This window comes from Fusibacter sp. 3D3, from assembly GCF_001748365.1.
Taxonomy (GTDB): Bacteria; Bacillota; Clostridia; order Peptostreptococcales; family Acidaminobacteraceae; genus Fusibacter_A.
On the sequence record NZ_BDHH01000016.1, the window covers coordinates 1 to 25518 of the forward strand.

At 37.4% G+C, this 25518-nt stretch carries 24 protein-coding genes and 1 pseudogene; 21 read left to right on the forward strand and 4 right to left on the reverse strand.

From position 1 onward, the window contains the following. Nucleotides 1–2864 (forward strand): hypothetical protein (locus tag F3D3_RS24255; protein WP_207645394.1); only part of this gene is annotated, 2864 nt, incomplete at its 5' end. A 512-nt stretch (nucleotides 2865–3376) separates the two neighbouring features. Here the strand turns inward: F3D3_RS24255 and F3D3_RS16630 are convergent. The 3 genes from F3D3_RS16630 to F3D3_RS16635 form a co-directional block, all read right to left on the reverse strand. After that, nucleotides 3377–4399 carry a calcium/sodium antiporter gene (locus tag F3D3_RS16630; protein WP_069875584.1) on the reverse strand — a complete coding sequence of 341 codons (1023 nt, stop codon included), beginning with the start codon at nucleotides 4397–4399 and terminating at the stop codon, nucleotides 3377–3379. Nucleotides 4400–4437: 38 nt separating this feature from the next. After that, on the reverse strand, nucleotides 4438–4560 hold the full coding sequence (locus F3D3_RS24930; RefSeq protein WP_255364401.1) for a hypothetical protein: 123 nt from the start codon (nucleotides 4558–4560) through the stop codon (nucleotides 4438–4440). A gap of 209 nt (nucleotides 4561–4769) precedes the next feature. Then, on the reverse strand, nucleotides 4770–6248 hold the full coding sequence (locus F3D3_RS16635) for a DUF3298 and DUF4163 domain-containing protein (RefSeq protein WP_069875585.1): 1479 nt from the start codon (nucleotides 6246–6248) through the stop codon (nucleotides 4770–4772). Nucleotides 6249–6571: 323 nt separating this feature from the next. Here F3D3_RS16635 and F3D3_RS16640 point away from each other — a divergent pair, with 323 nt between their 5' ends. From F3D3_RS16640 to rhuM, 13 genes and pseudogenes are all read left to right on the forward strand, one after another. Next, nucleotides 6572–7786: an SLC13 family permease gene (locus F3D3_RS16640; RefSeq protein WP_069875686.1), complete on the forward strand. Its 1215-nt coding sequence runs from the start codon at nucleotides 6572–6574 to the stop codon at nucleotides 7784–7786. Nucleotides 7787–7800: 14 nt separating this feature from the next. Beyond that, nucleotides 7801–8280, forward strand: a complete 480-nt coding sequence (locus F3D3_RS16645) for a hypothetical protein (protein ID WP_069875586.1) — start codon at nucleotides 7801–7803, stop codon at nucleotides 8278–8280. A 236-nt stretch (nucleotides 8281–8516) separates the two neighbouring features. Next, a complete protein-coding gene (locus F3D3_RS16650) occupies nucleotides 8517–9035 on the forward strand; it encodes a class I SAM-dependent methyltransferase (protein ID WP_069875587.1) in 519 nt (172 codons plus the stop codon). A gap of 458 nt (nucleotides 9036–9493) precedes the next feature. Beyond that, the gene (locus F3D3_RS16655; RefSeq protein WP_242877160.1) at nucleotides 9494–10177 is read left to right on the forward strand and encodes an ABC transporter ATP-binding protein; all 684 of its coding nucleotides are present in this window, start codon (nucleotides 9494–9496) and stop codon (nucleotides 10175–10177) included. Then, the gene (locus tag F3D3_RS16660; protein ID WP_069875588.1) at nucleotides 10174–11268 is read left to right on the forward strand and encodes an ABC transporter substrate-binding protein; all 1095 of its coding nucleotides are present in this window, start codon (nucleotides 10174–10176) and stop codon (nucleotides 11266–11268) included. The genes F3D3_RS16655 and F3D3_RS16660 overlap by 4 nt, the downstream gene beginning before the upstream one ends. Then, complete coding sequence (locus F3D3_RS16665; RefSeq protein ID WP_069875589.1) at nucleotides 11243–12010, forward strand: ABC transporter permease; 768 nt, start codon at nucleotides 11243–11245, stop codon at nucleotides 12008–12010. Before F3D3_RS16660 ends, F3D3_RS16665 begins: the two co-directional genes overlap by 26 nt. After that, nucleotides 11994–12377 carry a hypothetical protein gene (locus F3D3_RS16670; protein WP_069875590.1) on the forward strand — a complete coding sequence of 128 codons (384 nt, stop codon included), beginning with the start codon at nucleotides 11994–11996 and terminating at the stop codon, nucleotides 12375–12377. Before F3D3_RS16665 ends, F3D3_RS16670 begins: the two co-directional genes overlap by 17 nt. A 169-nt stretch (nucleotides 12378–12546) precedes the next feature. Beyond that, nucleotides 12547–13686 carry an acyl-CoA dehydrogenase gene (locus F3D3_RS16675; RefSeq protein ID WP_069875591.1) on the forward strand — a complete coding sequence of 380 codons (1140 nt, stop codon included), beginning with the start codon at nucleotides 12547–12549 and terminating at the stop codon, nucleotides 13684–13686. A gap of 27 nt (nucleotides 13687–13713) precedes the next feature. Continuing rightward, the gene (locus tag F3D3_RS16680) at nucleotides 13714–14496 is read left to right on the forward strand and encodes an electron transfer flavoprotein subunit beta/FixA family protein (protein WP_069875592.1); all 783 of its coding nucleotides are present in this window, start codon (nucleotides 13714–13716) and stop codon (nucleotides 14494–14496) included. 10 nt (nucleotides 14497–14506) lie between these two features. Further along, nucleotides 14507–15526: an electron transfer flavoprotein subunit alpha/FixB family protein gene (locus F3D3_RS16685; protein WP_069875593.1), complete on the forward strand. Its 1020-nt coding sequence runs from the start codon at nucleotides 14507–14509 to the stop codon at nucleotides 15524–15526. 183 nt (nucleotides 15527–15709) lie between these two features. Next, on the forward strand, nucleotides 15710–15940 hold the full coding sequence (locus F3D3_RS16690; protein ID WP_069875594.1) for a hypothetical protein: 231 nt from the start codon (nucleotides 15710–15712) through the stop codon (nucleotides 15938–15940). A gap of 196 nt (nucleotides 15941–16136) precedes the next feature. Beyond that, complete coding sequence (locus F3D3_RS16695) at nucleotides 16137–17819, forward strand: IS1634 family transposase (RefSeq protein ID WP_069870609.1); 1683 nt, start codon at nucleotides 16137–16139, stop codon at nucleotides 17817–17819. 61 nt (nucleotides 17820–17880) lie between these two features. Next, nucleotides 17881–18273, forward strand: a pseudogene (rhuM, locus tag F3D3_RS16700) (RhuM family protein); the annotation flags it as partial. 37 nt (nucleotides 18274–18310) lie between these two features. Here the strand turns inward: rhuM and F3D3_RS24260 are convergent. Beyond that, the gene (locus tag F3D3_RS24260; RefSeq protein WP_175438412.1) at nucleotides 18311–18790 is read right to left on the reverse strand and encodes a DUF6431 domain-containing protein; all 480 of its coding nucleotides are present in this window, start codon (nucleotides 18788–18790) and stop codon (nucleotides 18311–18313) included. A gap of 192 nt (nucleotides 18791–18982) precedes the next feature. Between F3D3_RS24260 and F3D3_RS16710 the strand changes: the two genes are divergently transcribed. From F3D3_RS16710 to F3D3_RS16735, 7 genes are all read left to right on the forward strand, one after another. Beyond that, entirely contained in the window at nucleotides 18983–19219 is a 237-nt protein-coding gene (locus tag F3D3_RS16710) for a hypothetical protein (protein ID WP_069875595.1), read from the forward strand. An 87-nt stretch (nucleotides 19220–19306) separates the two neighbouring features. After that, nucleotides 19307–20326, forward strand: a complete 1020-nt coding sequence (locus F3D3_RS16715; RefSeq protein WP_069875596.1) for a DNA-binding protein — start codon at nucleotides 19307–19309, stop codon at nucleotides 20324–20326. Nucleotide 20327: 1 nt separating this feature from the next. Continuing rightward, on the forward strand, nucleotides 20328–20768 hold the full coding sequence (locus F3D3_RS16720) for a type II toxin-antitoxin system death-on-curing family toxin (protein ID WP_069875597.1): 441 nt from the start codon (nucleotides 20328–20330) through the stop codon (nucleotides 20766–20768). A gap of 149 nt (nucleotides 20769–20917) precedes the next feature. Beyond that, nucleotides 20918–22609: a DEAD/DEAH box helicase family protein gene (locus tag F3D3_RS16725; protein ID WP_069875598.1), complete on the forward strand. Its 1692-nt coding sequence runs from the start codon at nucleotides 20918–20920 to the stop codon at nucleotides 22607–22609. Nucleotides 22610–23312: 703 nt separating this feature from the next. Then, the gene (locus F3D3_RS16730) at nucleotides 23313–24074 is read left to right on the forward strand and encodes an MBL fold metallo-hydrolase (protein WP_069875599.1); all 762 of its coding nucleotides are present in this window, start codon (nucleotides 23313–23315) and stop codon (nucleotides 24072–24074) included. 193 nt (nucleotides 24075–24267) lie between these two features. Then, a complete protein-coding gene (locus tag F3D3_RS25245) occupies nucleotides 24268–24453 on the forward strand; it encodes a DUF6326 family protein (protein ID WP_374700085.1) in 186 nt (61 codons plus the stop codon). A 23-nt stretch (nucleotides 24454–24476) separates the two neighbouring features. Beyond that, nucleotides 24477–25424, forward strand: a complete 948-nt coding sequence (locus F3D3_RS16735) for an NAD(P)-dependent alcohol dehydrogenase (protein WP_069875600.1) — start codon at nucleotides 24477–24479, stop codon at nucleotides 25422–25424. The last annotated feature ends 94 nt before the right edge of the window (nucleotides 25425–25518 follow it).

Genomic DNA, 25518 nt, shown 5'->3' on the forward strand with positions numbered 1-25518 from the left:
GGGAAGAAAATAGGACGTGCTTTGCTGTAAATCTTGCGAATTTAAGACTGGAAGGACGTTATCCTGTAAGCGCAACGCTTGGATTTCAACAAATTCCGAATTTTAATAACATAACACGTATTGAAGTTCGAAATGGATTGGTGCTTGGCATGACAACAGATCATCGTTTTTTTACAGCAGGGCAAAGCCCCCAATTAGTAGGTGGGTTTTATAGATCGGGGAAAAACAGGCATCCGACATCAGCCGCGGGTAAAATAATAATGGATAACGCTCCAACAGCAATCGAAGTGACTTGTCTTGGTGGATATGATTTTATTGATATTGCAGCGGATAAATATGGTATTTACTATGTAAGTAAAGACAAAGGACTTTACAAAGTCATCGCATCAACAGGCGGATGGGAATGGGTTTGGAGTGAACAAGCGAGAAATTATTTTGTAGAAGAACCGCCATTTACATTTGGAGTCAATCTTGTAAAACAATATCCACAAGATTTTGTAAGCTTAGTGCCCTATAATCCAACAGATAGTTATGATTATGTTGTTTATTATAATGGTACGCACTTAATCCATTGGGACGCTCAAAAAACAATTACGGGTACCATAAAAGAGTGGGTAACACATAGATCTGAATGGGTAGGTTCACGAAAAGATGGTGGCTACGAATTGGTTCCTTGTGCGCCCTATGAAATAACAAGAAATGTTTACGAAGGGGGATGGGTTAATATAGATTTTCGCTATCCTGGTCGAAACATCGAAGTCATAGACGTAAACGATGCCACCACCTCAACTTACAGGCTAAACTCAAACCGATACTTCATCTACCTTGCCAAAGGGGATTCGTTTAAAACAGCTACATCAGCCCTTACAGACTTTATCAAAGCACAAGATCTAAACGTCTACATCTCATGTGATCCAAAGTATAATAACAAACAATCGAAGCTGAATTTAGAAGTCATCACCCTCAATCAGCTCTTAACCGCAAAACCAAACGGTAAAAAATATGGACTGGGTGCCCTTGAAAGCATTTTAACGGATATCAGTAACCTCAACAGTATCCAAAGAGCACCTGATGGTGGCCTATACCTCGTCTATGGAGAAGACACCATCACCTATGACAAATTCTACAGAGACTTTGAAGGAGACCCGAAACTTTCAGAGCAGTCAAAGGCAATCCACGACAAAGACTACTTTGAAAACACCATGGGTTTATCCGCCTATCACAATCAAGTATTAGCCGTACCCCTGACCACCTTTGACAAAGTGGGCAAATTTACCATCGAATACAGCGCAACAGACAAACCTAGCACAGATGCACGGTTTATGAACTACAATAAAACATCAGACCCAGCCACCTTAAAAGTCTATGTGCACAGACGGCCCATAGCAGGCTTTGACCTCACCTATGATTACAAGGACGCAGACATAGGCATCACCCTAAACGATCTATCCTATGACCTTGACCATGTTTCAATGGCAAACAAAGGCATTATTAAATGGGACTGGGCATATAAGATCAATAACGAGACCACATGGCACACAGGCAAGCCTACAAATGTTAACTACAAAGATACCCTTGAAATCGCCCTTACCGTCACAGACCTAGAAGGGGCGACCTCGAAGATCAATCAAAGGGTGTTTATAATGCCTGATGAAATGCCCATAACCCTGACCAGCACCCTAATCACAGAAAGACCAGAATTTAACACCCAAAGTATCCCCGCATCAGAAATTCTAAAACTCAAAGACATAAAAGTGAACACCACCTTAGCACATGGCATAGAAGTCACTTTAAAAAGTAATGACGGCATAACCGTTAAAAAGTATGCTGTTTATACGAATATCGATACCGCTCACTACACCGAACCAAATGCAAGCGAAAGGCACTGGCATGACATCACCATAGAGATTCCAGCGCCTTACAAAGATGGGGACTATCAAATCGAACTCGCCCTAAAAGACCTAAAGACGAGCACAAGTGTAGACTATCCGATTTCGGACGAGGACCAGATGATCAACACACACCCTTTCAAAGTGAAGACACCCGTTAAAATCACCGCATCACTCACCGCAGAAAGTGGCAACACCTATGACCTCAAAGGCATCACAGGGCGATATTCAAACGAGACCCTCGTCAGACTCTTTTCAGGGACCTCCTATGAAAAGACATTTGCTCTATCCAAAACCTCAGAAACGCATAAAGCGAATCGCCTAGAAGACGAAGAGACATGGAAGCGCAATATAAAAGTCATCGCAACAGATCCAGTCACAGGTGCACCAGCACCCTCTGGACAGTACACCGCAAGGTTTGAAACCCAGACGTTATCAGGGAACCGTGCCATAGACGAAGTGCCCTTTGACTATCARCCYGTAACCGTCAAATACTTCGAYGCCATAGGCTACTGGAACCACTGGCGAGGACAGACCACACTCAAGGGCGAAGTCACCACCATAGAACCYCACCGGTTTCTATCACACGAATGYGTGATCTTTGAAGCCTTAATCCAAGGGGATATAGAAARGGCGCTCCTAAGGCTCAGCCCAGAACTGGAATCCATGACCTACTGGGACAAGTACAACAACGTCTACCGCTATGAAGATGACTTTAAAACGAGATACTACTTCCCAGAACGCCTAAGACGCACCAAGAAAACCGCAGAAGGTGACCTCTGKCAATTTGAATAYGCCCTGCCCTATGCAGACTCCACCCAGAGCTTTGAGAACGAGCGCCTAAAGCCGAGCTATAAAGCCACACTCTACGTCATCCCAAAGGGCGTGATCAAAATGGAGATCACCGACATCGACATCACAGGCAACATCTATGACCTGCTCTACATTGAGCCGGTTCGGGGGAATCGGGAGTAGGGGGGGAGACACCCTAAAAATGGATAAATAAAATAAAATTAAAAAAAACAACAAAATAAATATATTTATTTAATAATTATATTGCATAAATGATTTTTTTGTAATATAATGAAAAGGAATTAAAAACTAAATAACCCATATAATGAAAGGAGAAAAAAGATGAAAACAAACTCAAAAGTGGCGGTGTGCAAAATTTGTAAAGAAAAAGACAATTTGGTGGTTTATAAAGGAACGCATATTTGCAAAGAGTGCATAGCGTACATAAAAGAACTCATCTAATAAGACAAGCTATCTTTGCAACTAATCCCAATAAGCGATCGGAAAAAATGCGAATTTGACTGAAGCTTAAACACAAAAAGAGACCTTTCTCAGAGGTCTCTTTTTATGTTCAATTTATTTTGTTTCCTTGTGTGTTTCCTTGTGTACCACGTACGCCACGAAACTCCCACGTGCGCCACGAAACGCGCCACGAAACGCGCCACGAAACGAAGTATGTGGTGTGAATGGTGATTTTACAGGAGGTAGTTGAGCGCTAAATATATGAAATAAGCTACAAGGAGTAAGCCGCCTTCGAATCTAGAAATTTTGCGATCTTTATTGAGCGTCATGAATCTGAAAAGGGACAAAATAATAATCAGTGCAGGGAATTGAAGCGTAAAGAAATCATGAGGTACAACTAAGCCTGTAGTGGTAAACGAAGCAGATGCACCTACTACGAAAAGAACGTTTAGTATATCTGCTCCAATGATGTTCCCAACGGCAAGGTCTCCATGTCCTTTTCTAACCGCTTTAATAGCAGTGGTGAGTTCAGGAAGACTTGTTCCAAAGGCAACCAATGTTGCAGCAATAATGCTCTGAGGAATGCCAATGCGCGTTGCTATAACTTCCACAGAAGGAATAAGGACTTTAGAAGATAAGATAATAAGTGCGATACCAAAAATCATCAGTAAAAATTGCAAGGCAGGATTTTGTGCCTCCGCTGAGTCGTTTTCAAGAAGATCAACAGAAAATTCAGAATCCGTAGTACCTGAAACACTTTTTTTAGAGTGTTTGAGAGACCAAACGAGATACACTATGAGCAAAGCCACTAGCAAGAATCCCATCCATTGATGAATAACCCCACCCGAGATAAAAGGTAAGCTTATAAATACAAGGAGTAACCCTGATAAAATTTGAATCCAACTTTGGACCTTAATCGCTTTATAGTCGATGATGATAGGTTGTATCATAGCGGCAATACCTATGATCAAGCCGGTATCTACGATGATAGAGCCTACAGCATTGCCAAGCGCCAAATCCGGATTGCCTTTCAGTGCTGCCATGACGGATACGGAAGCCTCTGGGAGCGTGGTACCAAGGGAAACAATAGTGGCACCAATAATGGCTTTTGGGATGCCAAGTTTTTTCGATATGCCAACGGATTCATCTACTAAAATGTCTGCGCCCTTTCCGAGTGTAAATAAGCTCACAGCTGCAATGACAAAAATAAGAGGCGTTGCGAGATTAAGCAATAATGTTGAAATCCAATGTTCCATATAATCCACCTTTCAATATAAAATAAAATGAGGGCATATTAACATCCGAACAAGATTTGAATCATACTATAATGCCTCAAATCTTGTTGTCTCGAATCCGTTCCCATCTGAATACTTCTCAATAGCTGAATATTCTTGTGAGAAGCTGGACGCGAACTCATAATATGGAATAAAAAAGACTCTACAATTATTGTTCATAATTGTAGAGTCTCACACGACTGTTACATCATTTAAGCCGGGATGATTAATCCGTTCTGACGACTTAAATTCCACGAATGGCAGTTACTCCCTCTATCTCATATAATTCTACACGCTTTAAAATAAAAGTCAACTAAAAAGTGTGTGGTTTTTATTAAACTGCAAATCACATTTAAGGTAAAGGAATTCTAAAAGTGGGTGTACCTGCTGCATAAGCGGCTATTTCGTATTGATCGAAAAATATGACCAGTTCGTTGTCTTCAATGTAGAATTTGACATTCTCATCAATACCAGAAAAATCGTAGTAGGCATAGCTGCTTTCTGAATTTTTTTTAGTTTCTTGATCCACTTTTCTATAAATTTGATCATTTATATAGGTGATATAGTCAAATTTAGGTTCAAAAAGATCCTTGAGTTCGATTTGTTTACCAAGCTCTAAATCGTATGAGTAAAAACTACCAGAAGATAAACCGTGGGCACCTCCTGTATATTGATAATCATAAAGACCAAAACTTAATATTTTTTCATTATTCGTATAAATTTCATAGCTTAAGTTATACCAGTAAGTTGGCAAAACAAAATCTGACGGATTAAGATTAGTGGCGTCTGAATTTTCCGTCGTGATTTCACTGTCTTCAGTAGAAATTACATTTTCCTCAGGCGCTTCTAAATCAGGTGGTGCAATGGCAGCGTCGGGATTATCGATAATTTGTTGCTCTGAAGAATTATGATCCAACAGGGCCATGCTTACGCCATAATCATAAAATTCATTTGCATGTTGCTTTACTGTTTGATTTATTTCTGAATAATGCTTACCAAGACCATCAAAATGCGGGTAGGAGAAAAAAATATCATAATACTCAGTATTTTCAATGCGTTCGCTATTGAGAATTGAAGTGCCAAGCATCATTTTTTTTGAAGGCTCGTATTTTATATCGGTTAAAGGCACTTTTATAAACTGTTTTTGCTCATAGGTCAGTTCATAGGGAGAAATCACGAATACGGCATTATTTTCATCTTTAAAATGAAAAGATTGATTGAGGTTATAGAGTTCAATATGCTCTCGATTAAAGGGCTCTTCATACGACTTTGGGTATACCTTTTCAATTTGTGAATAAAGCTGATCTAATGGGATCAAGTCTTTTAGTTTCACAGGTTGACCAGATGCAAGATCATAGTTCAAAAAAGTGTAGCTGAGATTTTCCTCTGCGTTTGCATCTTTGGATTTGTATACAATTTCATAGCTTAATACCTGATCATTGAAATAAATGGGTTTTCCGGTTATTTCTATTTCAAGTGGCGTCTCGGCAGAGGGGTCATATAGAGAACGCTCAATTTGAATCGCGTTATTTTTAGACTTATTGATAACATATTCAATGGATTGATTAATATGCGTTCTAATTTTTGTGTTTTCTAAGTTGCCGATCAAATCATAGTGTTCAGCGTAATTCAGGAAAACTTCGTTTATTTTGTTTTCAATTGTGACAAATGAGAGTTCTGCTTCTGTGGGTTCTGGTTCAATTGGCTTTGTGCTCTCCACTGGAATTTCAATGCTTTTAGTTGTTGGTTCTGGCTCAGAAGGTTGAACTTCACAGGATGATACCAGAAAAACAACAAAAATAAAGGTGAATAGAAATTTATATTTTTTCATGTAAAATAGAGTCTCCTTGCAAATAAGTTTTATATTAAGTTAAGTTCATCTCATTATAATACACCAATGTGTCTACTTTGTGTAAAATTTATAAAAATAGAGTTTAATTTAGAATTCTTTTAAAAAAGAAGCTTATTATTCTAAAAACCTTATTGTATAGCTTGATTTTTAAGAGTGTTAGGCGTAACATAGTAATATCTTGCGTTTGTCTTCAGAGTTGGGTTAATGAAAAGCAAGAAAATAAAATATTGGAAGTGTGTGTGGTGTTACAAAATCAGTTAGTAATAGCAATTGGGGTTTTTTCAGTGACATATCTGATCATTATGTCTGAAAAACTTAACCGTACGGCGGTGGCGATGGTGGGTGCATTTTTAATGCTCATTTTGAATGTGGAGGGGCAAGAACAGGCGTTTTCACATATCGATTTTAATACCATTGGGTTACTTGTTGGGATGATGATCATCGTCAACATTATGAAAAAGAGCGGTATTTTTGAATATGTTGCAATAAAAGCAGCAAAAATGGCAAAAGGGGAACCGTGGAAGATTCTGGTCGCCTTTTCGATTATTACGGCAATTTCTTCTGCATTACTGGATAACGTGACGACAATACTGCTCATTGTACCTGTGACGCTTGTTATCACAGATTCACTAGAGTTGAATCCAGTTCCGTTTTTAGTACCTGAAATATTGATTGCAAATATTGGGGGAACAGCAACCTTGATTGGAGATCCACCGAATATAATGATTGGCAGTGCCACGGGTCTTGGATTCATGGATTTTCTTGTAAATTTGGCACCTGTTGTTGTCGTTATCTTTATTGTAACCATGCTGGTTTTTAAGTTTTTATTTAAAAAACAGTATAATTGTGAAGATCATAATAAGTTTAAAATATTGCAAATGGATGAAAATCGTGCTATAAAGGATATGGTTTTACTTAAAAAGAGTCTTTTTGTGCTTGGGTTCACTATTTTAGGATTCATATTGCATCAGTCGTTAGGTTATGAGTCTGCAACGATTGCGTTGTTTTTTGCATCTGTACTACTCTTGATCAGTAAAGTAGATGTAGAGGATATATTTCTTGAGATTGAATGGCCAACTTTATTTTTCTTTATGTCTCTCTTTATTTTGGTAGGTGCTCTTGAAGATGTTGGTGTCATGGAGTACTTAGCAGAAAAGTTATTAAGTGTGACAAAAGGGGATCCTTTTATGTCAACGTTGTTGGTGTTATGGGTTTCTGCAATAGCGTCATCGTTCCTTGATAATATTCCGTTTGTTGCAACGATGATTCCGTTAATTAAATCCATGGGAGCTATGTCGGGTATGGACATAGGGCCTCTTTGGTGGGCGCTTGCGCTTGGTGCTTGTCTCGGTGGAAATGGAACGCTTGTGGGTGCATCTGCAAATGTTATCGTATCTGGAATGCTCTCAAGACACGGCCACAAACTTTCTTTCATGGACTACATGAAAGTGGGATTTCCACTAATGATTTTATCAATTATTATTTCTAGTATCTATCTAACCATCTTTTATGTGTAGGGAAGGATGAATTTATGAGGAAGTTAATGAATGCAGAAGTTATGGAACATACCATGCGCCTAAGGCAGATGGGGGCTGATGTTCAAGTGATTAACTCGAAAATGTGTTTTGTTGTTTTTCCACTGGAAGAGTTTGATGTGGCCTATTGTTACAACGTCAACAAAAAAGGTAAATATTTCTTGGAGCGTATTAAGCCATACCCTTTGGCGCTTCGAGAATTTGATAAAGAGCAAGATGCTATTGATATCATTGAAATTGACCTTGAGCAGTTTAAGAATGCTGTGAAAAGTCATAATATTGAAGCGTTTATTGAAATCAATAAACGCTTAAATGAAACTTTAATGAAATTTGAAGATCTTTTTCTGTATTATAATGTGCCAAAAGAAGAAACTGATATTATTTCGATTCAATTAGATCAGATTGATGAAGAGATTAGAAAGACTAAAGAAACGGCAAAACGAGTGTATTTTAAAAAGAATCCTGAGCACTTATAATTCTGTGAGATTGTAAGCAGGCTGCTTGAAAAATGGACAAATCACTCCCTTAAATTATTATGCTGACATCAGCGTGTACAAGTGAGGATTTGTCCGTTTGTTTCTAATATGTAATGAGTAGATGAAAAATATGAATAAATCTTCCCATTTTTTTAATAGGTATTTCATTGTATTTGTATTGGCTCTATGGTAGTTTTAAAGAGCAACATATATTGATTTGCGAATTTGGGGGATTTATGACAACAGAGCGGATAAAAACACTGAACCCTGACAATTTCACACCAATCGATGTGATCTTAGAGTGGAAAAATGAAGGTATTAGTATTTTCCATGGTGATCTAAAAACAGATTATTTCGAAGGTCATAAAGATGAAATTCGTATTGAGCAAGAGAGTGTTGACAAGATTATCATAAACGACACACTCAATAATGCGAATGATCCAGAGCGTATTATTGTTGAAGCAAAGAGAGTATTGCGTAAGAACGGTAAAATATTTCTCTCTTTTTATAATTTTGAAGAACAAAAGCCTTTCTCAAGTTGGATCAACAAGTTAAAAGTCAAATACTTAATGAAACAAGAAGTCCCCTTTAGCTGGTCAATAGACTATATCGCAAATATCATAGAAAAAAACGATCTATTAATCGACAAAAATATCGTCATCAAAACACATCAACCCAGTTTAATCTATTTTGAAATTATTAAACTTGAAAATGATCAATTTAACCCGAGGGAAGAAATACCCCACTTTTTTTAAGTGGGGTATTTCTTCCAAAATCAGTGGAAGTGCAAACTTCCACTGATTGCAAGCCACCGGCTTGCGCGAGGGTTACGAAGGTAGCGAAGCGGACTGAGTATTCTGTTAGACTGAGGGTTACGAAGGCAGCGAAGCGGACTGAGTATTCTGTTTGCGCGAGGGTTACGAAGGCAGCGAAGCGGACTGAGTATTCTGTTTGCGCGAGGGTTACGAAGGCAGCGAAGCGGACTGAGTATTCTGTTAGACTGAGGGTTACGAAGGCAGCGAAGCGGACTGAGTATTCTGTTTGGCGAGGGTTACGAAGGCAGCGAAGCGGACTGAGTATTCTGTTTGCGCGAGCATGGCGCAATAAAAGCAAGTAATTTACAAGACGTGTTGTGACACGTCTCTTTTTATGTTAAAATCGTGATAAATCAAAGTGGTCCTTTGATTTGATATGCAAGTCATTGGAGGCAAATGTGTTAAAAATAGAGAATGTTTCAAAAAACTATGGAAATGGGCCGATTTTTGAGTCCATATCAATGCATGTGAAGCGTTCTGAAATCCTATCTGTAGTAGGACCTTCGGGATCGGGAAAGTCCACTCTGCTCAATATTATGTCGGGCATACTAGAAGCGACGGAGGGTGTACTCATAACGGAAGCAAAGCGGTTAAGTTATGTTTTTCAAGAAGATCGATTGTTGCCCTGGATAACGCTTAAGGAAAACATCCTCTTTGTTAAAGATAATATTAGTGATGATGATCTCACACATCTCATTGATATGCTTGGATTAGCGGGTGCTGAAGATAAGTATCCTGCGGCATTAAGTGGCGGCATGAGACAAAGGGCTGCTATCGCGCGGGCGTTTGCTTATGAGCCTGATTTATTGCTTATGGATGAACCCTTTAAGTCGATAGATTATTATCTTAAATCAAAGATTATAGAAGCCCTGATAAAAGTGTGGGAAGAGAGAACCACCACAGTTGTGTTTGTAACACACGATATCGATGAAGCTATTTTAATGGCAGATCGGATATTGGTGCTTGGCGACAAACCCACGCGAATTATTAAAGAAATCTCAATTGAACATCCTAGAGCTGTATCAGAAAGAGAACAACTCAATATTAGAAAGCGCATAAAAGAGTGCTGGGAGGAAATATGAATAATTTAAGAAATAAGACACAGAAAATAGCAGCAATACTAATGGTTTTAATGATCATGATCGGTTTATCGGCATGTACCCCTAAGGTAGCATCAACAGATGAAAATAAGACACCAGCTGTGACGCCGGCTGAGGCGCCAACTGAGGCAACTGTTCAAACGCCTGAAGAGAGTGATTTAGAAACGTCTCCGATACTTGAACCGTTGACTTTGAGAGCAATTACACCAGAGGGCGCAACGACCATTGCAATGCTTAAAATGATTCATGAGCAGCCTATATTGAAAGAAAATGTAACCGTTGAATATGAAAGCCTAACCGCAACAGATTTATTGGCAACCGAAATCATGGGTGAAAAAACGGATTTTGCAATCGTGCCCACCAATCTTGCGATTAAACTTTACAATAAAGGCGTTCCCTACAAGTTTGCAAGCATCAACACGCATGGAAATTTGTACATGATTACTTCTTTAGATATTACCTCATGGGAGGATTTAAAAGGAAAAGAGATCTATATGATCGGGCAAGGGTTAATCCCAGATTTGATCTTTAGATATTTAGCGGAAGCGAATGGATTAGATCCTGATCAAGATATGAAACTCATCTATTTAGCTGGAACGACAGAAGTTGCGCCTACATTTTTGGCGGGTAAATCGACGATAACTCTGATGCCTGAACCAATCCTTTCTGTTGTAAGTACAAAGGATGTCCCTTATACCGTTCTGTTTGATTTTCAAGAGGAATTTGAAAAGGCAACGGGCTTAGAAGGTGGGTTTCCACAGGCGGGTCTAATGGTTAAAAATACAGTCATAGAGGCATACCCAGAAGTGGTAGACGCCTTTATAGCGAAGCTTGAGGAATCATGCACTTGGGTGAATGAAAATCCAAAAGAAGCAGGTGCTTATGCCGAGGAGCTTGAACTTGGAACACCTACGCCTATTATAGTGAAAGCAATGGAGGGACTCAATATTTGGCATGAAAATGCTTATGAGCACAAAGACAGTTTAGAAATGTTTTATGATATTTTACTAAAGGCATCTCCAGAAGCCATAGGAGGCAAATTGCCAGATGAAGGATTCTACTATAAAAAATAGAGAGCTTTATTTCACTATTTTGTCATCAGTGTTTTTAATTGCAATTTGGTGGCTAGTATCTATTATAATTGGGAAATCTTATATTTTACCGTCCCCTTGGGTGTCTCTAAAGTCTTTGATCCAAGTCGTATCAGATGCCTCTTTTTTGCCCACAATTGTGATGACGCTTATAAGGGTACTGATCTGTGTGAGCATGAGCATTGTAGTGGGCGTTTTACTTGGACTGATTGCAGGCCAATTCAAATTCATGGAGCATCTTTTAAAGCCCTTACTGTTAATTACGCGAACATTACCTACGATTGTTATTATTGTCTATGTGATTTTATGGATGCCCAATACACTTTCGCCAATATTCGTTACTTTTTTAGTGACATTTCCGATTGTATATGCGAATACACTGGAAGGTTATCATCAAACAGATTTGAAACTTATAGAAATGGCGCAAATTTATGAAGTCCATTATAAGAAAGTGATTCAAAATATCTATATCCCCTCTATATTGCCATATTTGAGAAGTAGCATCATTGCAATTACATCTCTAGGCCTTAAAATTGTAATTGCTTCTGAGGTATTGAGTCAAACGCCAAGCTCCATAGGCCGTAGTTTTCAAATGGCAAAGATAAACATTCAAACAGAAACCGTTTTTGCTTGGGCGCTCGTTACCATTGTGCTTTCAATACTGCTGGATTTTATAATGAAAGCGCTATTTAAGAAGGGAATACCATATGGAAAGACTTTATAAATGGGCACTCATCGATACACGGGTGACTTATAAGGACGAAGGTGATTATATTGACTCTGAGCTGAGGCTCAATCGATATGGGATCAGAACTCGGGTGCAAATAAATGAGGCGGGAGCACTTGAACTGTGGGTGCCTCTGAAAGATGCAGAAGTTGCCAGAGCGGTAATTGCTGGAGAAGTAAAAGAGATTATTGACGTACAAAAAGAATTGTATCACGTTTTTGATGAACAGCTCACTTATAAAAATAAAAACTTATATAAAGTTAAATACGGTATTAAAGCACGCTTTCTAGCGGCAAGGCGTTATTCGTGGATAGGTTTTATGATCCTTATATTATTACTTCTTTTTAAATTTATAAAATTCTAGGGAGACAAAATAGACCTATAAACGCAAAAAAGCAGAATTGTTCAAAAAAAGTTAACATTTTAATAAGATATCCCCTGTCATTTTTTTAGTAGGAGTGCTAAAATAGTGTCATGGGGATTTTATTTTTTTGCATTAAAGAGTTAAAATATTAACAATTGGAGGGAGAAAAATGACATTTAACATGACAAATGAAGATCTAATGATGCGCGATCTGTTCAGAAAGTTTACAGAGAACGAAGTTGAACCAATCGCTGCAGAGATCGACGAGAACGAAGAGTTTCCAATAGAGACTGTGAAAAAAATGGCAGCTCTAGGCATGATGGGAATTCCATTCCCGCGTGAATACGGCGGCGCAGGCGGAAACTATTTTCAGTACATCAACCTTGTTGAAGAACTTGGGGTTGCGTGTGGCACAACATCAGTCGTTTTATCTGCACATACTTCTTTATGTGCAGCACCTATTTATGAATTTGGAACAGAGGAACAGAAAAAGAAATACCTCGTACCACTTGCAAAAGGTGAAAAACTAGGTGCTTTTGGATTAACAGAACCAAACGCTGGAACAGACGCTTCAGGTCAACAGACTACTGCGATCTTAGAAGGTGATCACTACATTTTAAACGGCAGTAAGATTTTTATTACGAATGCAGGCTATGCAGATGTGTACATCGTCATTGCGATGACGGACAAATCAAAAGGACTCAAAGGGATAACTGCTTTTATAGTTGAATCTACATTTGAGGGCTTTAGTGTTGGTAAAAAAGAGAAGAAAATGGGTATCAGAGGTTCAAGTACATGTGAGCTCATTTTCGAAAATTGTAAAGTACCAGTAGAAAATATGCTGGGCGGGGTTGGTAAAGGCTTTAAAGTTGCAATGATGACACTTGATGGTGGTCGTATCGGTATCGCAGCTCAAGCACTTGGTATCGCTCAAGGTGCATACAATGAAACTGTAAAATATGTAAAAGAGAGAAAACAATTTGGAAGATCAATAGCTCAATTCCAAAACACTCAATTTGAAATCGCGAACATGAAAACTAAAATTGAAGCAGCAAGATTCTTGCTTTATTCTGCTGCAGATAAGAAAAGTAAAAAGTTACCTTATTCTTCAGATGCGGCTATGGCAAAATTGTTTTGCTCTGAAGTGGCAATGGAGGTAACAACTAAAGCGGTTCAACTTCACGGTGGTTATGGTTACACAAGAGAGTATCCAGTAGAGAGAATGATGCGTGATGCTAAAATCACAGAAATCTATGAAGGTACAAGTGAAGTTCAAAGAATGGTTATTGCTGCGGCAGAACTTAAGTAATTGAATTGAATGTTTGGAGGCGAGAAAATGAAGATTGTTGTATGTATCAAACAAGTTCCTGATACGAACGAAGTTAAATTAGATCCTAAAACGGGAACGCTTATCAGAGATGGTGTTCCGAGTATTATAAATCCTGATGATAAAGCAGGGCTAGAAGCAGCACTGAGATTGAAAGATGAATTTGGTGCTCATATTACGGTTATTACAATGGGACCACCGCAGGCCAAAGTCGCTTTACAAGAAACATATGCGATGGGCGCTGATCGCGTAATTTTATTGACGGACAGAGTGTTCGCTGGCGCAGATACTTTAGCGACGTCTACGACGATTGCAGCTGCACTTAAGAATATTGAGTTTGACTTAGTGATCACAGGTCGTCAAGCGATTGACGGCGATACAGCTCAAGTCGGACCACAAATTGCAGAACATTTAGGGTTACCACAGATTTCTTATGTGTCCAAATTTGAGCACAAAGGGGATCATGCTATCGTTAAAAGAAGCTTTGAAGATGGATTCCAATTGGTTAAAGTGAAGTATCCATGCTTAATCACAACATTATCGGAAATGAACGATGCACGTTATATGAGTATCAAAGGGATATTAGATGCTCATAGAGACTTAGAGGTTGAAACTTGGACTTTTGAAAATATTAAAGCAGATCCAGAAAAAATGGGTCTTAAAGGTTCACCTACGAAAGTTAAAAAGTCGTTTACTAAAGGGGTTAAATCAGCTGGAAAAGTGGTTGAAGGATCACCTAAGGAGCTTGCAACTGCAATTGTTGACAAGTTAAAGGAAAAGTTTGTGATTTAGGAGGGATACTATGAATTTACAGGATTATAGAGGTGTTCTCGTCTTTGTAGAACAACGCTCTAACGAAATACAAAATGTTTCACTAGAACTTTTAGGTAAAGGCAGAAAGATTGCTGATGAACTCGGCGTTTCATTGATGGCAGTTTTACCAGGGTTTAAAGCCGAAAAGCATGGAAAATTGTTGGTAGAATATGGTGCTGACAAAGTTGTGATTATTGATGATGAAGCGCTTGAAATCTTTACAACTGAACCTTACACTCAAGCACTTGTAGAAGTTATTAGATCTGAAAAACCAGAAGTAGTACTCTTTGGTGCAACTTCAATCGGCAGAGATGTAGCACCAAGAGTTTCTGCAAGACTTCAAACTGGATTAACTGCAGACTGTACATCACTTGAAATTGATGAAGATCGTATGCTTTTGATGACACGTCCAGCTTTTGGTGGCAACATCATGGCGACCATTATCTCACCAGATCATAGACCGCAGATGTCCACAGTAAGACCTGGTGTTATGACGAAACTTGAGAGAGATGCTTCAAGAAAAGGCGAAATCGTTAAGCTTGATATGAAACTTGAGCAAAATAGCCAATGCGTTGAAGTGCTTTCTTTTGAAAAGGAAACAGAAGAAAAAATGGATATTCAAGAATCAACTGTTTTGATCTCTGGAGGCAGAGGTGTAGGTTCTGCTGAGAACTTCTCACTTCTTTATGACTTAGCAGATGAACTCAGTGGATTGGTATCTGCTTCAAGAGCGGCAGTTGATAGCGGCTGGATGGATCATGACAGACAGGTTGGTCAAACCGGTAAAACCGTTAGACCAAATCTTTATTTGGCTTGTGGTATTTCAGGTGCAATTCAGCATGTGGCGGGTATGGAAGAAGCGGACCTCATTATAGCGATCAATAAGGATAAAGGCGCACCGATATTTGATGTTTCTGATCTGGGTGTTGTAGGTGATGTGCACAAAGTGTTGCCGTTTGTAATCGAGGAAATCAAAAAAATCAATGCATCTAAACACATTGAAGGGTAGTACAGAATGCTAATAAATCCCCAAGTGAAAAATCGCTTGGGGATTGTTTTACACTCTAGACTAAATGCATAAGTTTGTGAAGTAGAGTTTGATAAGATTTAACACGATTGTAATCAAAAAAGACTGGCAATTTAACAAAAAAGGACGATAATAGAGGTATAGCAAAATCAAGGAGGCATTTATATGTCAAGCGAAGAGATTAAAGTTTTAGAAATTGCAACGAATACACAACTCGAACTTTGTAACAAAATTATCCATGCGGCTGAAATCATCTATGATATTTATGGTGAGATTGTCATGAGCAATGTTGTAGAAGAGGTTTTAGAATCAGAGCATTCTAAATATACAGTTGAAGAAGTTCAGAATTATTATGTTAAGTTAGTGAATCATAAGATTATTGATTTAGCGTCTTAGAATCAGAGCATTACAATTTAATAGCTGAAGGGAAAAGGGCCGATCGCAGGTAAGATGCATTGGTCTATTTTATTTCCTACATTCCGCTGAACTAAAATGAAAGTAAATGATTAAAAAATCCATAAAATTCCAAAAAGGATTTTATGAATTTATAGCGAATACTAACATAAGAAGACTTTAAAATGGAGGTTATCGTATGTTAGTAGATCCAAATATAGTTGAAACATATAGTTGCGGAAAAGAAGGTTTTATTGTAGCACTCTGTGAAGCTATTGGTATTCCTAGACTTATCGACAGTGCTCTTGAAAGTCCTGCTGGTCGTCCGCCCGAAATATCGTATGGGGTGCTGGCAATGATGATGATGGTAAATATGTGTGACGATCATCATCCACTATATCGTCTTAATGAATACTACAAATATAAAGATCTTGAAGGCATATTTCATCAGTCGGTCGCCCTTGATCAAATAAATGATGATAGATTTGGTGGATTTTTAGATCTATTCTACAAAGCAGGATGTCAAAAAATATTTGCTAAAGCATCGGCAAATGCACTGATAACCTATGGTGTACAGATCAAAAACATTAACTTTGATACAACTTCGAAAGTCATGTGGGGTTCATATGAAACAGCCGAAGGTATCTTGGGCAGTATTCAAATTGATTTTGGTCATAGTAAAGACAAACGCCAGGATAAAAAACAAATCAAATACGGTATAGGCTGTGCCAATGGAATTGTCGTTGATGCAATTGTTCTTTCAGGTAACAAAGACGACAAAACATACAACACAGATACACTTGAACGTTTGAATGATGTTCTTGAAAATCTTCAAGTTGAAAAGTCTGATTTTTACTATATAGCTGATAGTGCCCTGTTTTCTGAAAAAAATTTAGATATGGCAGCTGACCGTTCAATTAAGTTAATTACACGCATGCCAGATAACGTGCTCCTTGCCAAAGATGCAATTGATGAGGTTGTAACACATCTTGATGGCCTTGATACGATTACAATTAAAGATTACAAGGGTCAATCCTATGATTATAAAGTCCTTGAAAAAACCTGTGATTATAAAGGACACGCATTAAAAATTGCAACCTATTACAGCACAAAATATAAAACACAAAAAGAAAAAACCATTCGGAAAAAAGTAAGTAAAGAATTAGATGCCTTAGATAAACTATCAAAAGTGCTTTCAAAACGAGCATTCGCCTGTGAAGAAGATTCAAATTTGGAGATTGAAAAACTCAAATTGAAAGATCTCAAAAATTTCAAATACCATAAGATAGATTTTACAATAGAATCCAAACTCAAACGTAGACGTGGTCGACCTTCATTGGATCCAAAAGCTGACCTTGTTGGCTATGAGTACTTTTTAAAACTAAATAGCTCTCAAGATGAAGCATTCATTCATTATGAAATACAGAGAGAATGTTGTTTTGTACTCTGTTCAAATGATCTTGTAATCAATGGTGAAGAAATTCTAAAAGAATACAAAACTCAAGACAGTGTTGAAAAGAAGTTCAAACAGTTGAAATCACCACAGTTTGTAAATTCAATCTATTTGGAATCACCAGAACGCATTGAAGCATTTTCATATTTGATGCTCATTTGCATGTTGTTGCTATCCACAGCTGAGTATGTTGTCCGCAGAGGCTTGTGTGCAGATCAAGATCAAGTTGTTGGACCAGGTCAGGTAAAAATGAAAAAACCTACTCAAAGAGCAATATACGACATGTTCTATTCCGTTCGTGTGCGTGTTATAAAACACCCAAACAAACCGTGGGAGCGTAGTTATGCCAATAATTTAGACGAATCTCTTATAAAAATATTAAACTATTTAGATATACCACTTGAGACCTTTATCAAAGGTTCTAGTTGAGGTTAAAAATAGTTGGATTTAAATGTTGGATTTTTGTAACCTATTCAGCGGAATGTAGGATATTAAAAATATATTTAATGAAGGTGAGTTGACGAGAAATTCAGTTGTTGCAAATTTTGCAACAACTGCTTCTGACCACAAAATATATCAAGTAGAGTATTATAACTTAGATGTAGTTATCTCTGTTGGTTACCGAGTAAAGTCATTACGAGGTACACAGTTCAGAATATGGGCAAGCAGTGTCTTAAAAGAATATATGCGAAAAGGCTTTGCTATGAATGACGATTTATTGAAAAATAATGGTGGCGGAGTATTTTTTGATGAATTGTTAGAACGTATTTGAGATATACGTTCCGCTGAAAAGGTGTTCTGGAGAAAAGTACTTGATATCTATACAACAAGTATTGACTATGATCCCAGAACTGAAGCATCAATGATATTTTTTAAAACAGTGCTTTATGACACAAAAACAAAGTCGGTGCAGAAGCAAACTACACAACGCCTAAAAAACCGCCTGAATTGTAGATGAATCTGAGAATGGTTTCAAGCCATTCTGGATTTGAACTTCGCAATTCATCGAGTAGTGATGTAGTGGATTTCAGAAGTTCCTCACTGAAACCCAGGACCTGAAAACCAATAGATCTCAAATACCCATTAATTCTATTGGTGTTAAAAGCCAACCAATGTTTCCATCTGTTGATTGTTATCTCGCATGGATAGTCTTCAGAATCGGCGTCAGTTGAAGTTACAATGCCGTCAATAGCCCCAGAAATGATTTCAGCCCCATAATGCTTGTATGGTACAAAGCAGTCAGGGAGCTCTCTGTGGAGACTTCCACAATGGGTACATTGAAGACGGCGTATCATGTAGTTTTTACGATTCTGGCCTTCAAGTTTCATATGTCTTAAAAGAGAATCTCTATACTTCAGTACATTATCGCAGATAGGACAAATGGTTGGATCATTACTCATAATATAAAAAAATCAAATTCCTCATTGAAAAAAGTTTCATAATCGGTTACAATTATCATGTTATTTGAGAGTCCTTGGATGCATGGTCTGTTGTAGGAGATGTGTTCAGGGACTTTTTCCTTTCATATACTAATGACAGTATACTAAGCAGAGCTATGACAATCAATAAGATTTGATAATTGCCAGATCAAGATGCCAATAACATTCCACGAAGAGATTGAGACTTGGGATAAAGTATTTGACATAAAAGATCAAATTAAAAATTTTGCTAATGATCAACTTTATGGATGGATGTCAAATATTTCTGAAGCTGTGGGCATTTACAATATTGATTTAGAAACTGCGAAAAGAGCTGAAATAGAAAGATGTAAATTCAATAAAATGCAAGATCATAAATTTATAAAGAAAGCGATTTTAGAAGCTTTATAGAATACAAGGATTTGTTTTTCATGCTAAAAAGAGTTTGAATCTAAAAAATGTTAAACTCCAACATTTACCATAGAAGAGGTGAAAAAAATGGCAAAAGACCTAACGAATTCAGATATAGACAGACAAAATATATTAAACAATGCAATTGCTTTAAATGAAATCCAGAAAACAGCGGATATTAGAGGTATTATTTTCGAAGGTAAAATTACATTTACAAAAGACATGATAGCCGAGTTTTATGATGTTGATATAAGGACCATTGAAAGATATAGTACTAAATTTTCTGTTGAACTAAAGAATAATGGTTATGAGGTATTGAAGGGTATACGACTCAAAGAATTTTTAAAAGCAATTGATGAGCAAAAGGTTCCCGACATAAATGTCGGGAAGAGCACGCCACAGCTTGCAATATATGACTTTAGAGCGTTTTTAAACATTGGAATGTTACTTGTTGAAAGTGAAAACGCTCGGGTTTTAAGACAAATGATTTTAGATGTGGTTATAGACACGATTAATCAAAAAACGGGTGGGTCAACAAAATATATTAATCAAAGAGACCGTGACTTTTTAGGAGCATTTTTACAAGGTGAAAATTACCGTAAAGAATTTACAGACGCTCTAAGAGATTGTGTTGAAATGGGTAATTTTAAGTACGCTAGGTACACGGATATGATCTATCAAAGTATATTTAAGGAAAAAGCAAAAGAATATAGGGAAATTCTCAAATTAAAAAGTAAAGATACAGTTAGGGATACGTTTTATTCTGAAATATTAGATTTAGTTGCTGCCTATGAATGTGGGCTTGCTGACTTACTCAAAAAAAAGGCGACTGAACAAAATAGAAAGTTAACAAGCTGGGAAGTAGATGAAATTTTCCGTGAATTTGACAACTTACCCCATTGGAAGCCATTAATTACAAGCGGTCGAAATAAAATGGCAAGCAGAGATTTAGCATTAAGGGATGCTTTTCATAAGCAACTAGAGGAATATATAAAACCTCTAGATTCTAAAGAATATGATCGCTTTTTAGGAACAGAGAGCGATGAAATAGAGAAGTTAATGAAAGATAATGCTGAAGTTCTTAAAAGGTTAAAGGAGCGTGGATGATATGAGTTCATACTCTTATATAACTATTGAGGAAGCGTTAGATATTCATATAAAAACAGTTGAAAACAGTGGTGGAGGTATGACTCAGTGTATTGATAGAAATAGGCTGGATAGCGTCTTAAATCATATTCAGAATGACGATTACTATCCTGAATTTGTTGATAAGCTAACACATTTATTCTTTTGCGCTTGTCAATTTCATTGCTTTGCAGATGGAAATAAGAGGATAGCAATTACATTATCAACTCAATTTTTACTTAAAAATGGATATATGTTTATTGCTAAAGATTTTATTTCTAAAATGGAGAACATTAGTTATCATGTTGCTGCTGGCAAGATAAACAAAGAACTGGTGCACAGAATCATGAAGCTATTACTTGAGGGTGAATACGACATCAATGAAGAGATAAAACTTCAAATTTTCAATGCAATAAAAGAATAATAAAGGGTGAATACCATGTGCTACAACTTTGATTTCCTAAAAAAAGAAGATAAATATAAGGACTTTGCATACGCCTGTATCGAAGCTGAAAAGAGCTTGGTGGTTTCGCGATTCTTGCGCGTAGAGTCTTAGAATTAGCTGTAAAATGGGTGTTTTCTTATGACCATGAATTAGATGCGCCTTATCAGGATAACCTTGCTTCTTTAATTCATGATTACCGTTTTAAAGGCATTATTGATACCAAGCTTTTCCCGATGATCACGTACATTCAAAAGCTTGGTAATAAAACCGTCCATTCTGCAACGCCAATTTCAAGAGACCAAGCTGTATTAGCCCTTCGTAATCTGTTTGAGTTTATTTCTTGGATTGATTATTGTTATTCTGATGAATTTGAAGAGATTACCTTTGAAGAGAGCCTACTTGGGGATAATGAAAAAGAAAGAAAAATGTACATTGATCTTGAGATTGAATTAAGTGGATGGACCATTGGTAAAGGTTGCCTTGAAGAAGTTGAAGTCAATGCTATGCCTAATCAAGCAAAAATTGGTTTTGTAGATTATGTGCTTTATGCAGACAATGGCAAGCCACTGGCAGTGATAGAAGCTAAGAAAACCTCTGTGAATCCCAGAATGGGTCAGATTCAAGCCCAACGTTATGCAGACTGTTTAGAAAAAGAACATAAATTTAGACCTATGATATTCTACACCAATGGCTTTGAATATTATTTATGGGATGACCGCAGTTATCCAGAGCGTTTGGTATCAGGCATATACACCAAGGAAGAACTTGAATGGCTTCATTTCAAGAGACAAGACAAATCGTCTTTAAAAGATCCTATCATCAATGATGCCATCACCAATCGTCACTATCAGAAGATGGCCATTACAGCAGTATGTGATACTTTGGATAAGGGGAATCGTAAGGCACTTCTTGTCATGGCAACAGGCTCGGGTAAGACAAGGGTATCTATATCCATTGTAGATATACTGATTAAAAGAGGCTGGGTTAAAAATATTCTTTTCCTTGCAGATCGTACAGCTTTAGTGAAGCAAGCCAAGAAGAACTTTAAGGCATTATTACCGGAGCTTTCCCTTTGTAATTTATTGGACAGTAAAGACAATCCAGAGAGCAGAATGATTTTTTCAACCTATCCGACCATGATGAATGCCATTGATGACGTCAAGAATAAACGAGATCAAAAGCTCTTTACCAGTGGGCATTTTGACCTCATTATCATAGATGAAAGTCACCGAAGTATTTATAAGAAGTATCAGGATATTTTCAATTACTTTGATGCCATTTTATTAGGTTTAACAGCAACACCTAAAAGTGAGCTAGATAAAAATACCTATACAATTTTTGAACTTGAAAATAATGTGCCAACCTATGCCTATGAGTTAGGTGAAGCCATAGAAGATAAGTATTTGGTGCCTTATCATACCATTGAGACGAAGATGAAGTTTTTAGAACAGGGGATTCATTACGATGACCTTACTGAAGAAGAAAAAGAAATGTTTGAAGAGACCTTTGATGATGATGTTAAAGACATCAGTGGTGAAGCTTTAAATTCATTTTTATTCAATGACAATACCATTGATACCGTTATACAGGAATTGATGGAAAAAGGCCTTAAAGTAGAGGGTGGCGACAAATTAGGGAAGACCATTATCTTTGCTAAGAATAAGAAACACGCAGATTTCATCGTAAAGCGCTTTAATGCACTTTATCCAAATTATAAAGGTGATTTTGCTAAGCCAGTTTATACCGGTATTAATTATGTGGAAAGCACCATGGATGATTTTGAAGTGAAAAACAAACTGCAGATAATCTGGGGGATATGAATATTGATAAGGTGACTTTTAGTATTTTGTTTAAGGACATGTATTTTAACTTATATGAGCAACAGTGTATGTTTATCTTCGAGCAGAGTGCAGAAGACAGTAGCATAAGAATTGCGCGCGTATCTGTTGGTACTCCAACATTAATAGAAACTACTTCGAGAGAAAATTAATGCTTCCTATAAGGCAACCACACCTTGCGAAAATTTTTTACAAGGTCAACACAAGTGAAGAGCATTGTCCAATTATATCATTAAGATGATTGCTAAACTTGTATTTTATACTGGGATAATGATTTAGAGAAAGTACTAAAGTTTTAAGAACTCCCTAGTGGATTAAAAAAGAAATATTATTCTTCACAATTGGTTTATATCGAGAAAAATAACCCTCCGCCAAGGCATCACTAGGTCCTGACGACATCATTTTTGTTTTCTCAAGGCATGTAGCGTGTGTGGTGAAGCTTGAAAGAAAGATAATATCAATACATTAAGCCACTGGGTGTTTAGATGACATTTGGTGGTTTTTTTATAACAAATAAAAAGATATCGATATAGATGCGAACGCTTGTTCTTGAGTTGTGATTGAGATATAATAAAGGATAGGTGGGAGCTGCGAAATCAGCGTAGCTGATTTCCCTCTAGCGAGCGGAATGGCAGTTCATATTCCTAATTCAAAATTTTAATTATAAGTTTGGAGGACTTAGCAAATGAATGATTGGTTTACAATAGATCAAATAGACAAAGGAACATATATTATTAGTGAGTACCGTCATTGGGAGGAAACGCATTGCTATTTGCTTAACGGTTCTGAGCGTAGCCTTTTGATTGATACAGGACTAGGCATTTGTAATATTTATGACGAGGTAATCAAGTTGACGGACAGACCAGTTACAGCGGTTGCAACGCATGTTCACTGGGATCATATCGGAGGTCATAAATATTTTCCTGATTTTTATGCTCAAAAAGATGAACTGAATTGGTTAAACGGAGAATTTCCACTTACTATGAAACAAATCAGAGAAATGGTCATCGATCGCTGTGACTTACCGGAAGGTTATAATGTGGACACCTATGATTTCTTTCAGGGTACGCCTACAAGAGTGTTGAAAGATAATGATATTATTGATCTTGGTGATCGTTCCGTTCATATTCTACATACGCCAGGTCACTCACCTGGACATATGGTTTTTTTTGAAAAAGAGCGTGGATATCTGTTTACCGGTGATCTGGTTTATAAAGATACATTGTTTGCCTACTATCCATCTACTGATCCAGAAGCCTATCTCACGTCTCTGAAAAAAATTGCAGAACTCCCAGTAAAGAGGGTATTTCCTGCCCATCACACATTGGACATTCACCCTGAAATACTTGTTAGAATGAGGGATGCATTTGAACAACTTAAGATAGAGGGCAAACTACATCATGGAAGCGGAACATTTCAATATTGTGATTGGGCTGTATGGCTTTAATCAAATAGATTGCTACGAAGATTAAGGCATAGTAATGGAATAGTGGACATCATATCGACCGTAACTGTTAATACGGTTGCTTTTAGTAGCACACCAGTATATGAAAGTTTTATTGCGCACAATTTTTACTGACTGTTGCCGTTTATTATACAGGCATTATTGAAGAAATGGAAAAAAATCAATTGTTCTTATTATTTGCGGGTATTTAATTGAAATATCACTTTCAATGGTTCTCTTGTCAAAAATATTGCCGTATAATGTCAATAGGATAGCAAATAGTATAGCTGCTACTATTATAACTGTAGTTCAAATTGCTACTTTGTTTGCTGGAAAACCAACAATGTATTATATGTTTTTTGGTGCAATAGAAATTACCTAAACAAAGAGAAAGGACCAAAAATAATGAAAGCTATTGTGTACAATAAAAGAAATCATTCTAATCCTTTTGTTTTGAGCGAAGTAGAAAAACCTATACCAAATGACAATGAAGTTTTAGTAAGAATATATGCTGTATCGGTAAATGCTGCTGACTACCGTTCAATGAAGATGGGCGCTATTCCAAAACGCAAGATTTTTGGCGCGGATATAGCCGGAAGCGTTGAGGCGGTTGGAAAAAACATAACTCGGTTTGTAGTTGGAGATGAAGTACTTGGAGACATTTCTGCTGTTGGATTTGGAGGCTTTGCTGAATATGTAGCTGTTCCGGAAACTGTATTAGTTTTGAAACCGGCAGATGTTTCCTTCGAAATAGCCGCTGCAATTCCAATGTCGGCGGTTACCTCCCTACAAGCACTTCGTGACAAAGGCCAAATTCAACCGGGACAAAAGGTCTTAATCTGCGGTGCTGGTGGTGGTGTTGGTACTTTTTCAGTTCAGCTTGCCAAATACTTCGGAGCAGAAATCACTGCTGTATGTGGCACAGGAAATCTGGAGCTGATGCGCTCACTCGGCGCAGATTACGTCGTTGACTATACGAAGGCGCAATATACTAAAAGTGGGAAGTACTACGATCTTATACTGGCCATTCACGGATATCAGCCATTAGCTGTCTATAGGCGCGCTTTAGCCCCTAAAGGTAAAGCTGTTATAGTGGGAGGGTCATTGTCTCAGATCATCAAGGCGCTATTATTAGGGCCAATAATGTCGCTGGGTGATAGAAAAGTATGTAGTCTTGCTGCAAAACCCAATACAAAAGATATGGAATTTATTATGAAGCTTATTATAGATGGGAAAATTAAGCCTGTTATTGATAGATGTTATCCATTAAGTGACACAGCCGATGCTTTACAATATATTGGGAAAGGTCATGCCCGTGGAAAAGTTATTATTACGGTCTTCAACGGAGACTAACTTTATCCATGGGTGACTTTATTTTCTTGGAACACAGACTATTGAAAGTGAAGATGAAATTCCAAGGTGTGATTTAAATTGAAGTAGAATATAA

Excerpts from the sequence above, each read along its gene's own strand:
- F3D3_RS24260 (WP_175438412.1), bottom strand. The coding sequence starts at position 18,790 with ATGAGTAATGATCCAACCATTTGTCCTATCTGCGATAATGTACTGAAG.
- F3D3_RS16645 (WP_069875586.1), top strand. The coding sequence starts at position 7,801 with ATGAGGAAGTTAATGAATGCAGAAGTTATGGAACATACCATGCGCCTA.
- F3D3_RS16630 (WP_069875584.1), bottom strand. The coding sequence starts at position 4,399 with ATGGAACATTGGATTTCAACATTATTGCTTAATCTCGCAACGCCTCTT.
- F3D3_RS16665 (WP_069875589.1), top strand. The coding sequence starts at position 11,243 with ATGAAGGATTCTACTATAAAAAATAGAGAGCTTTATTTCACTATTTTG.
- F3D3_RS16690 (WP_069875594.1), top strand. The coding sequence starts at position 15,710 with ATGTCAAGCGAAGAGATTAAAGTTTTAGAAATTGCAACGAATACACAA.
- F3D3_RS16730 (WP_069875599.1), top strand. The coding sequence starts at position 23,313 with ATGAATGATTGGTTTACAATAGATCAAATAGACAAAGGAACATATATT.
- F3D3_RS16710 (WP_069875595.1), top strand. The coding sequence starts at position 18,983 with ATGCCAATAACATTCCACGAAGAGATTGAGACTTGGGATAAAGTATTT.
- F3D3_RS16640 (WP_069875686.1), top strand. The coding sequence starts at position 6,572 with ATGTCTGAAAAACTTAACCGTACGGCGGTGGCGATGGTGGGTGCATTT.
- F3D3_RS16695 (WP_069870609.1), top strand. The coding sequence starts at position 16,137 with ATGTTAGTAGATCCAAATATAGTTGAAACATATAGTTGCGGAAAAGAA.
- F3D3_RS16635 (WP_069875585.1), bottom strand. The coding sequence starts at position 6,248 with ATGAAAAAATATAAATTTCTATTCACCTTTATTTTTGTTGTTTTTCTG.
- F3D3_RS16735 (WP_069875600.1), top strand. The coding sequence starts at position 24,477 with ATGAAAGCTATTGTGTACAATAAAAGAAATCATTCTAATCCTTTTGTT.
- F3D3_RS16670 (WP_069875590.1), top strand. The coding sequence starts at position 11,994 with ATGGAAAGACTTTATAAATGGGCACTCATCGATACACGGGTGACTTAT.
- F3D3_RS24930 (WP_255364401.1), bottom strand. The coding sequence starts at position 4,560 with ATGAGTTCGCGTCCAGCTTCTCACAAGAATATTCAGCTATTGAGAAGT.
- F3D3_RS16680 (WP_069875592.1), top strand. The coding sequence starts at position 13,714 with ATGAAGATTGTTGTATGTATCAAACAAGTTCCTGATACGAACGAAGTT.
- F3D3_RS16675 (WP_069875591.1), top strand. The coding sequence starts at position 12,547 with ATGACATTTAACATGACAAATGAAGATCTAATGATGCGCGATCTGTTC.
- F3D3_RS16650 (WP_069875587.1), top strand. The coding sequence starts at position 8,517 with ATGACAACAGAGCGGATAAAAACACTGAACCCTGACAATTTCACACCA.
- F3D3_RS16720 (WP_069875597.1), top strand. The coding sequence starts at position 20,328 with ATGAGTTCATACTCTTATATAACTATTGAGGAAGCGTTAGATATTCAT.
- F3D3_RS16715 (WP_069875596.1), top strand. The coding sequence starts at position 19,307 with ATGGCAAAAGACCTAACGAATTCAGATATAGACAGACAAAATATATTA.
- F3D3_RS16660 (WP_069875588.1), top strand. The coding sequence starts at position 10,174 with ATGAATAATTTAAGAAATAAGACACAGAAAATAGCAGCAATACTAATG.
- F3D3_RS16685 (WP_069875593.1), top strand. The coding sequence starts at position 14,507 with ATGAATTTACAGGATTATAGAGGTGTTCTCGTCTTTGTAGAACAACGC.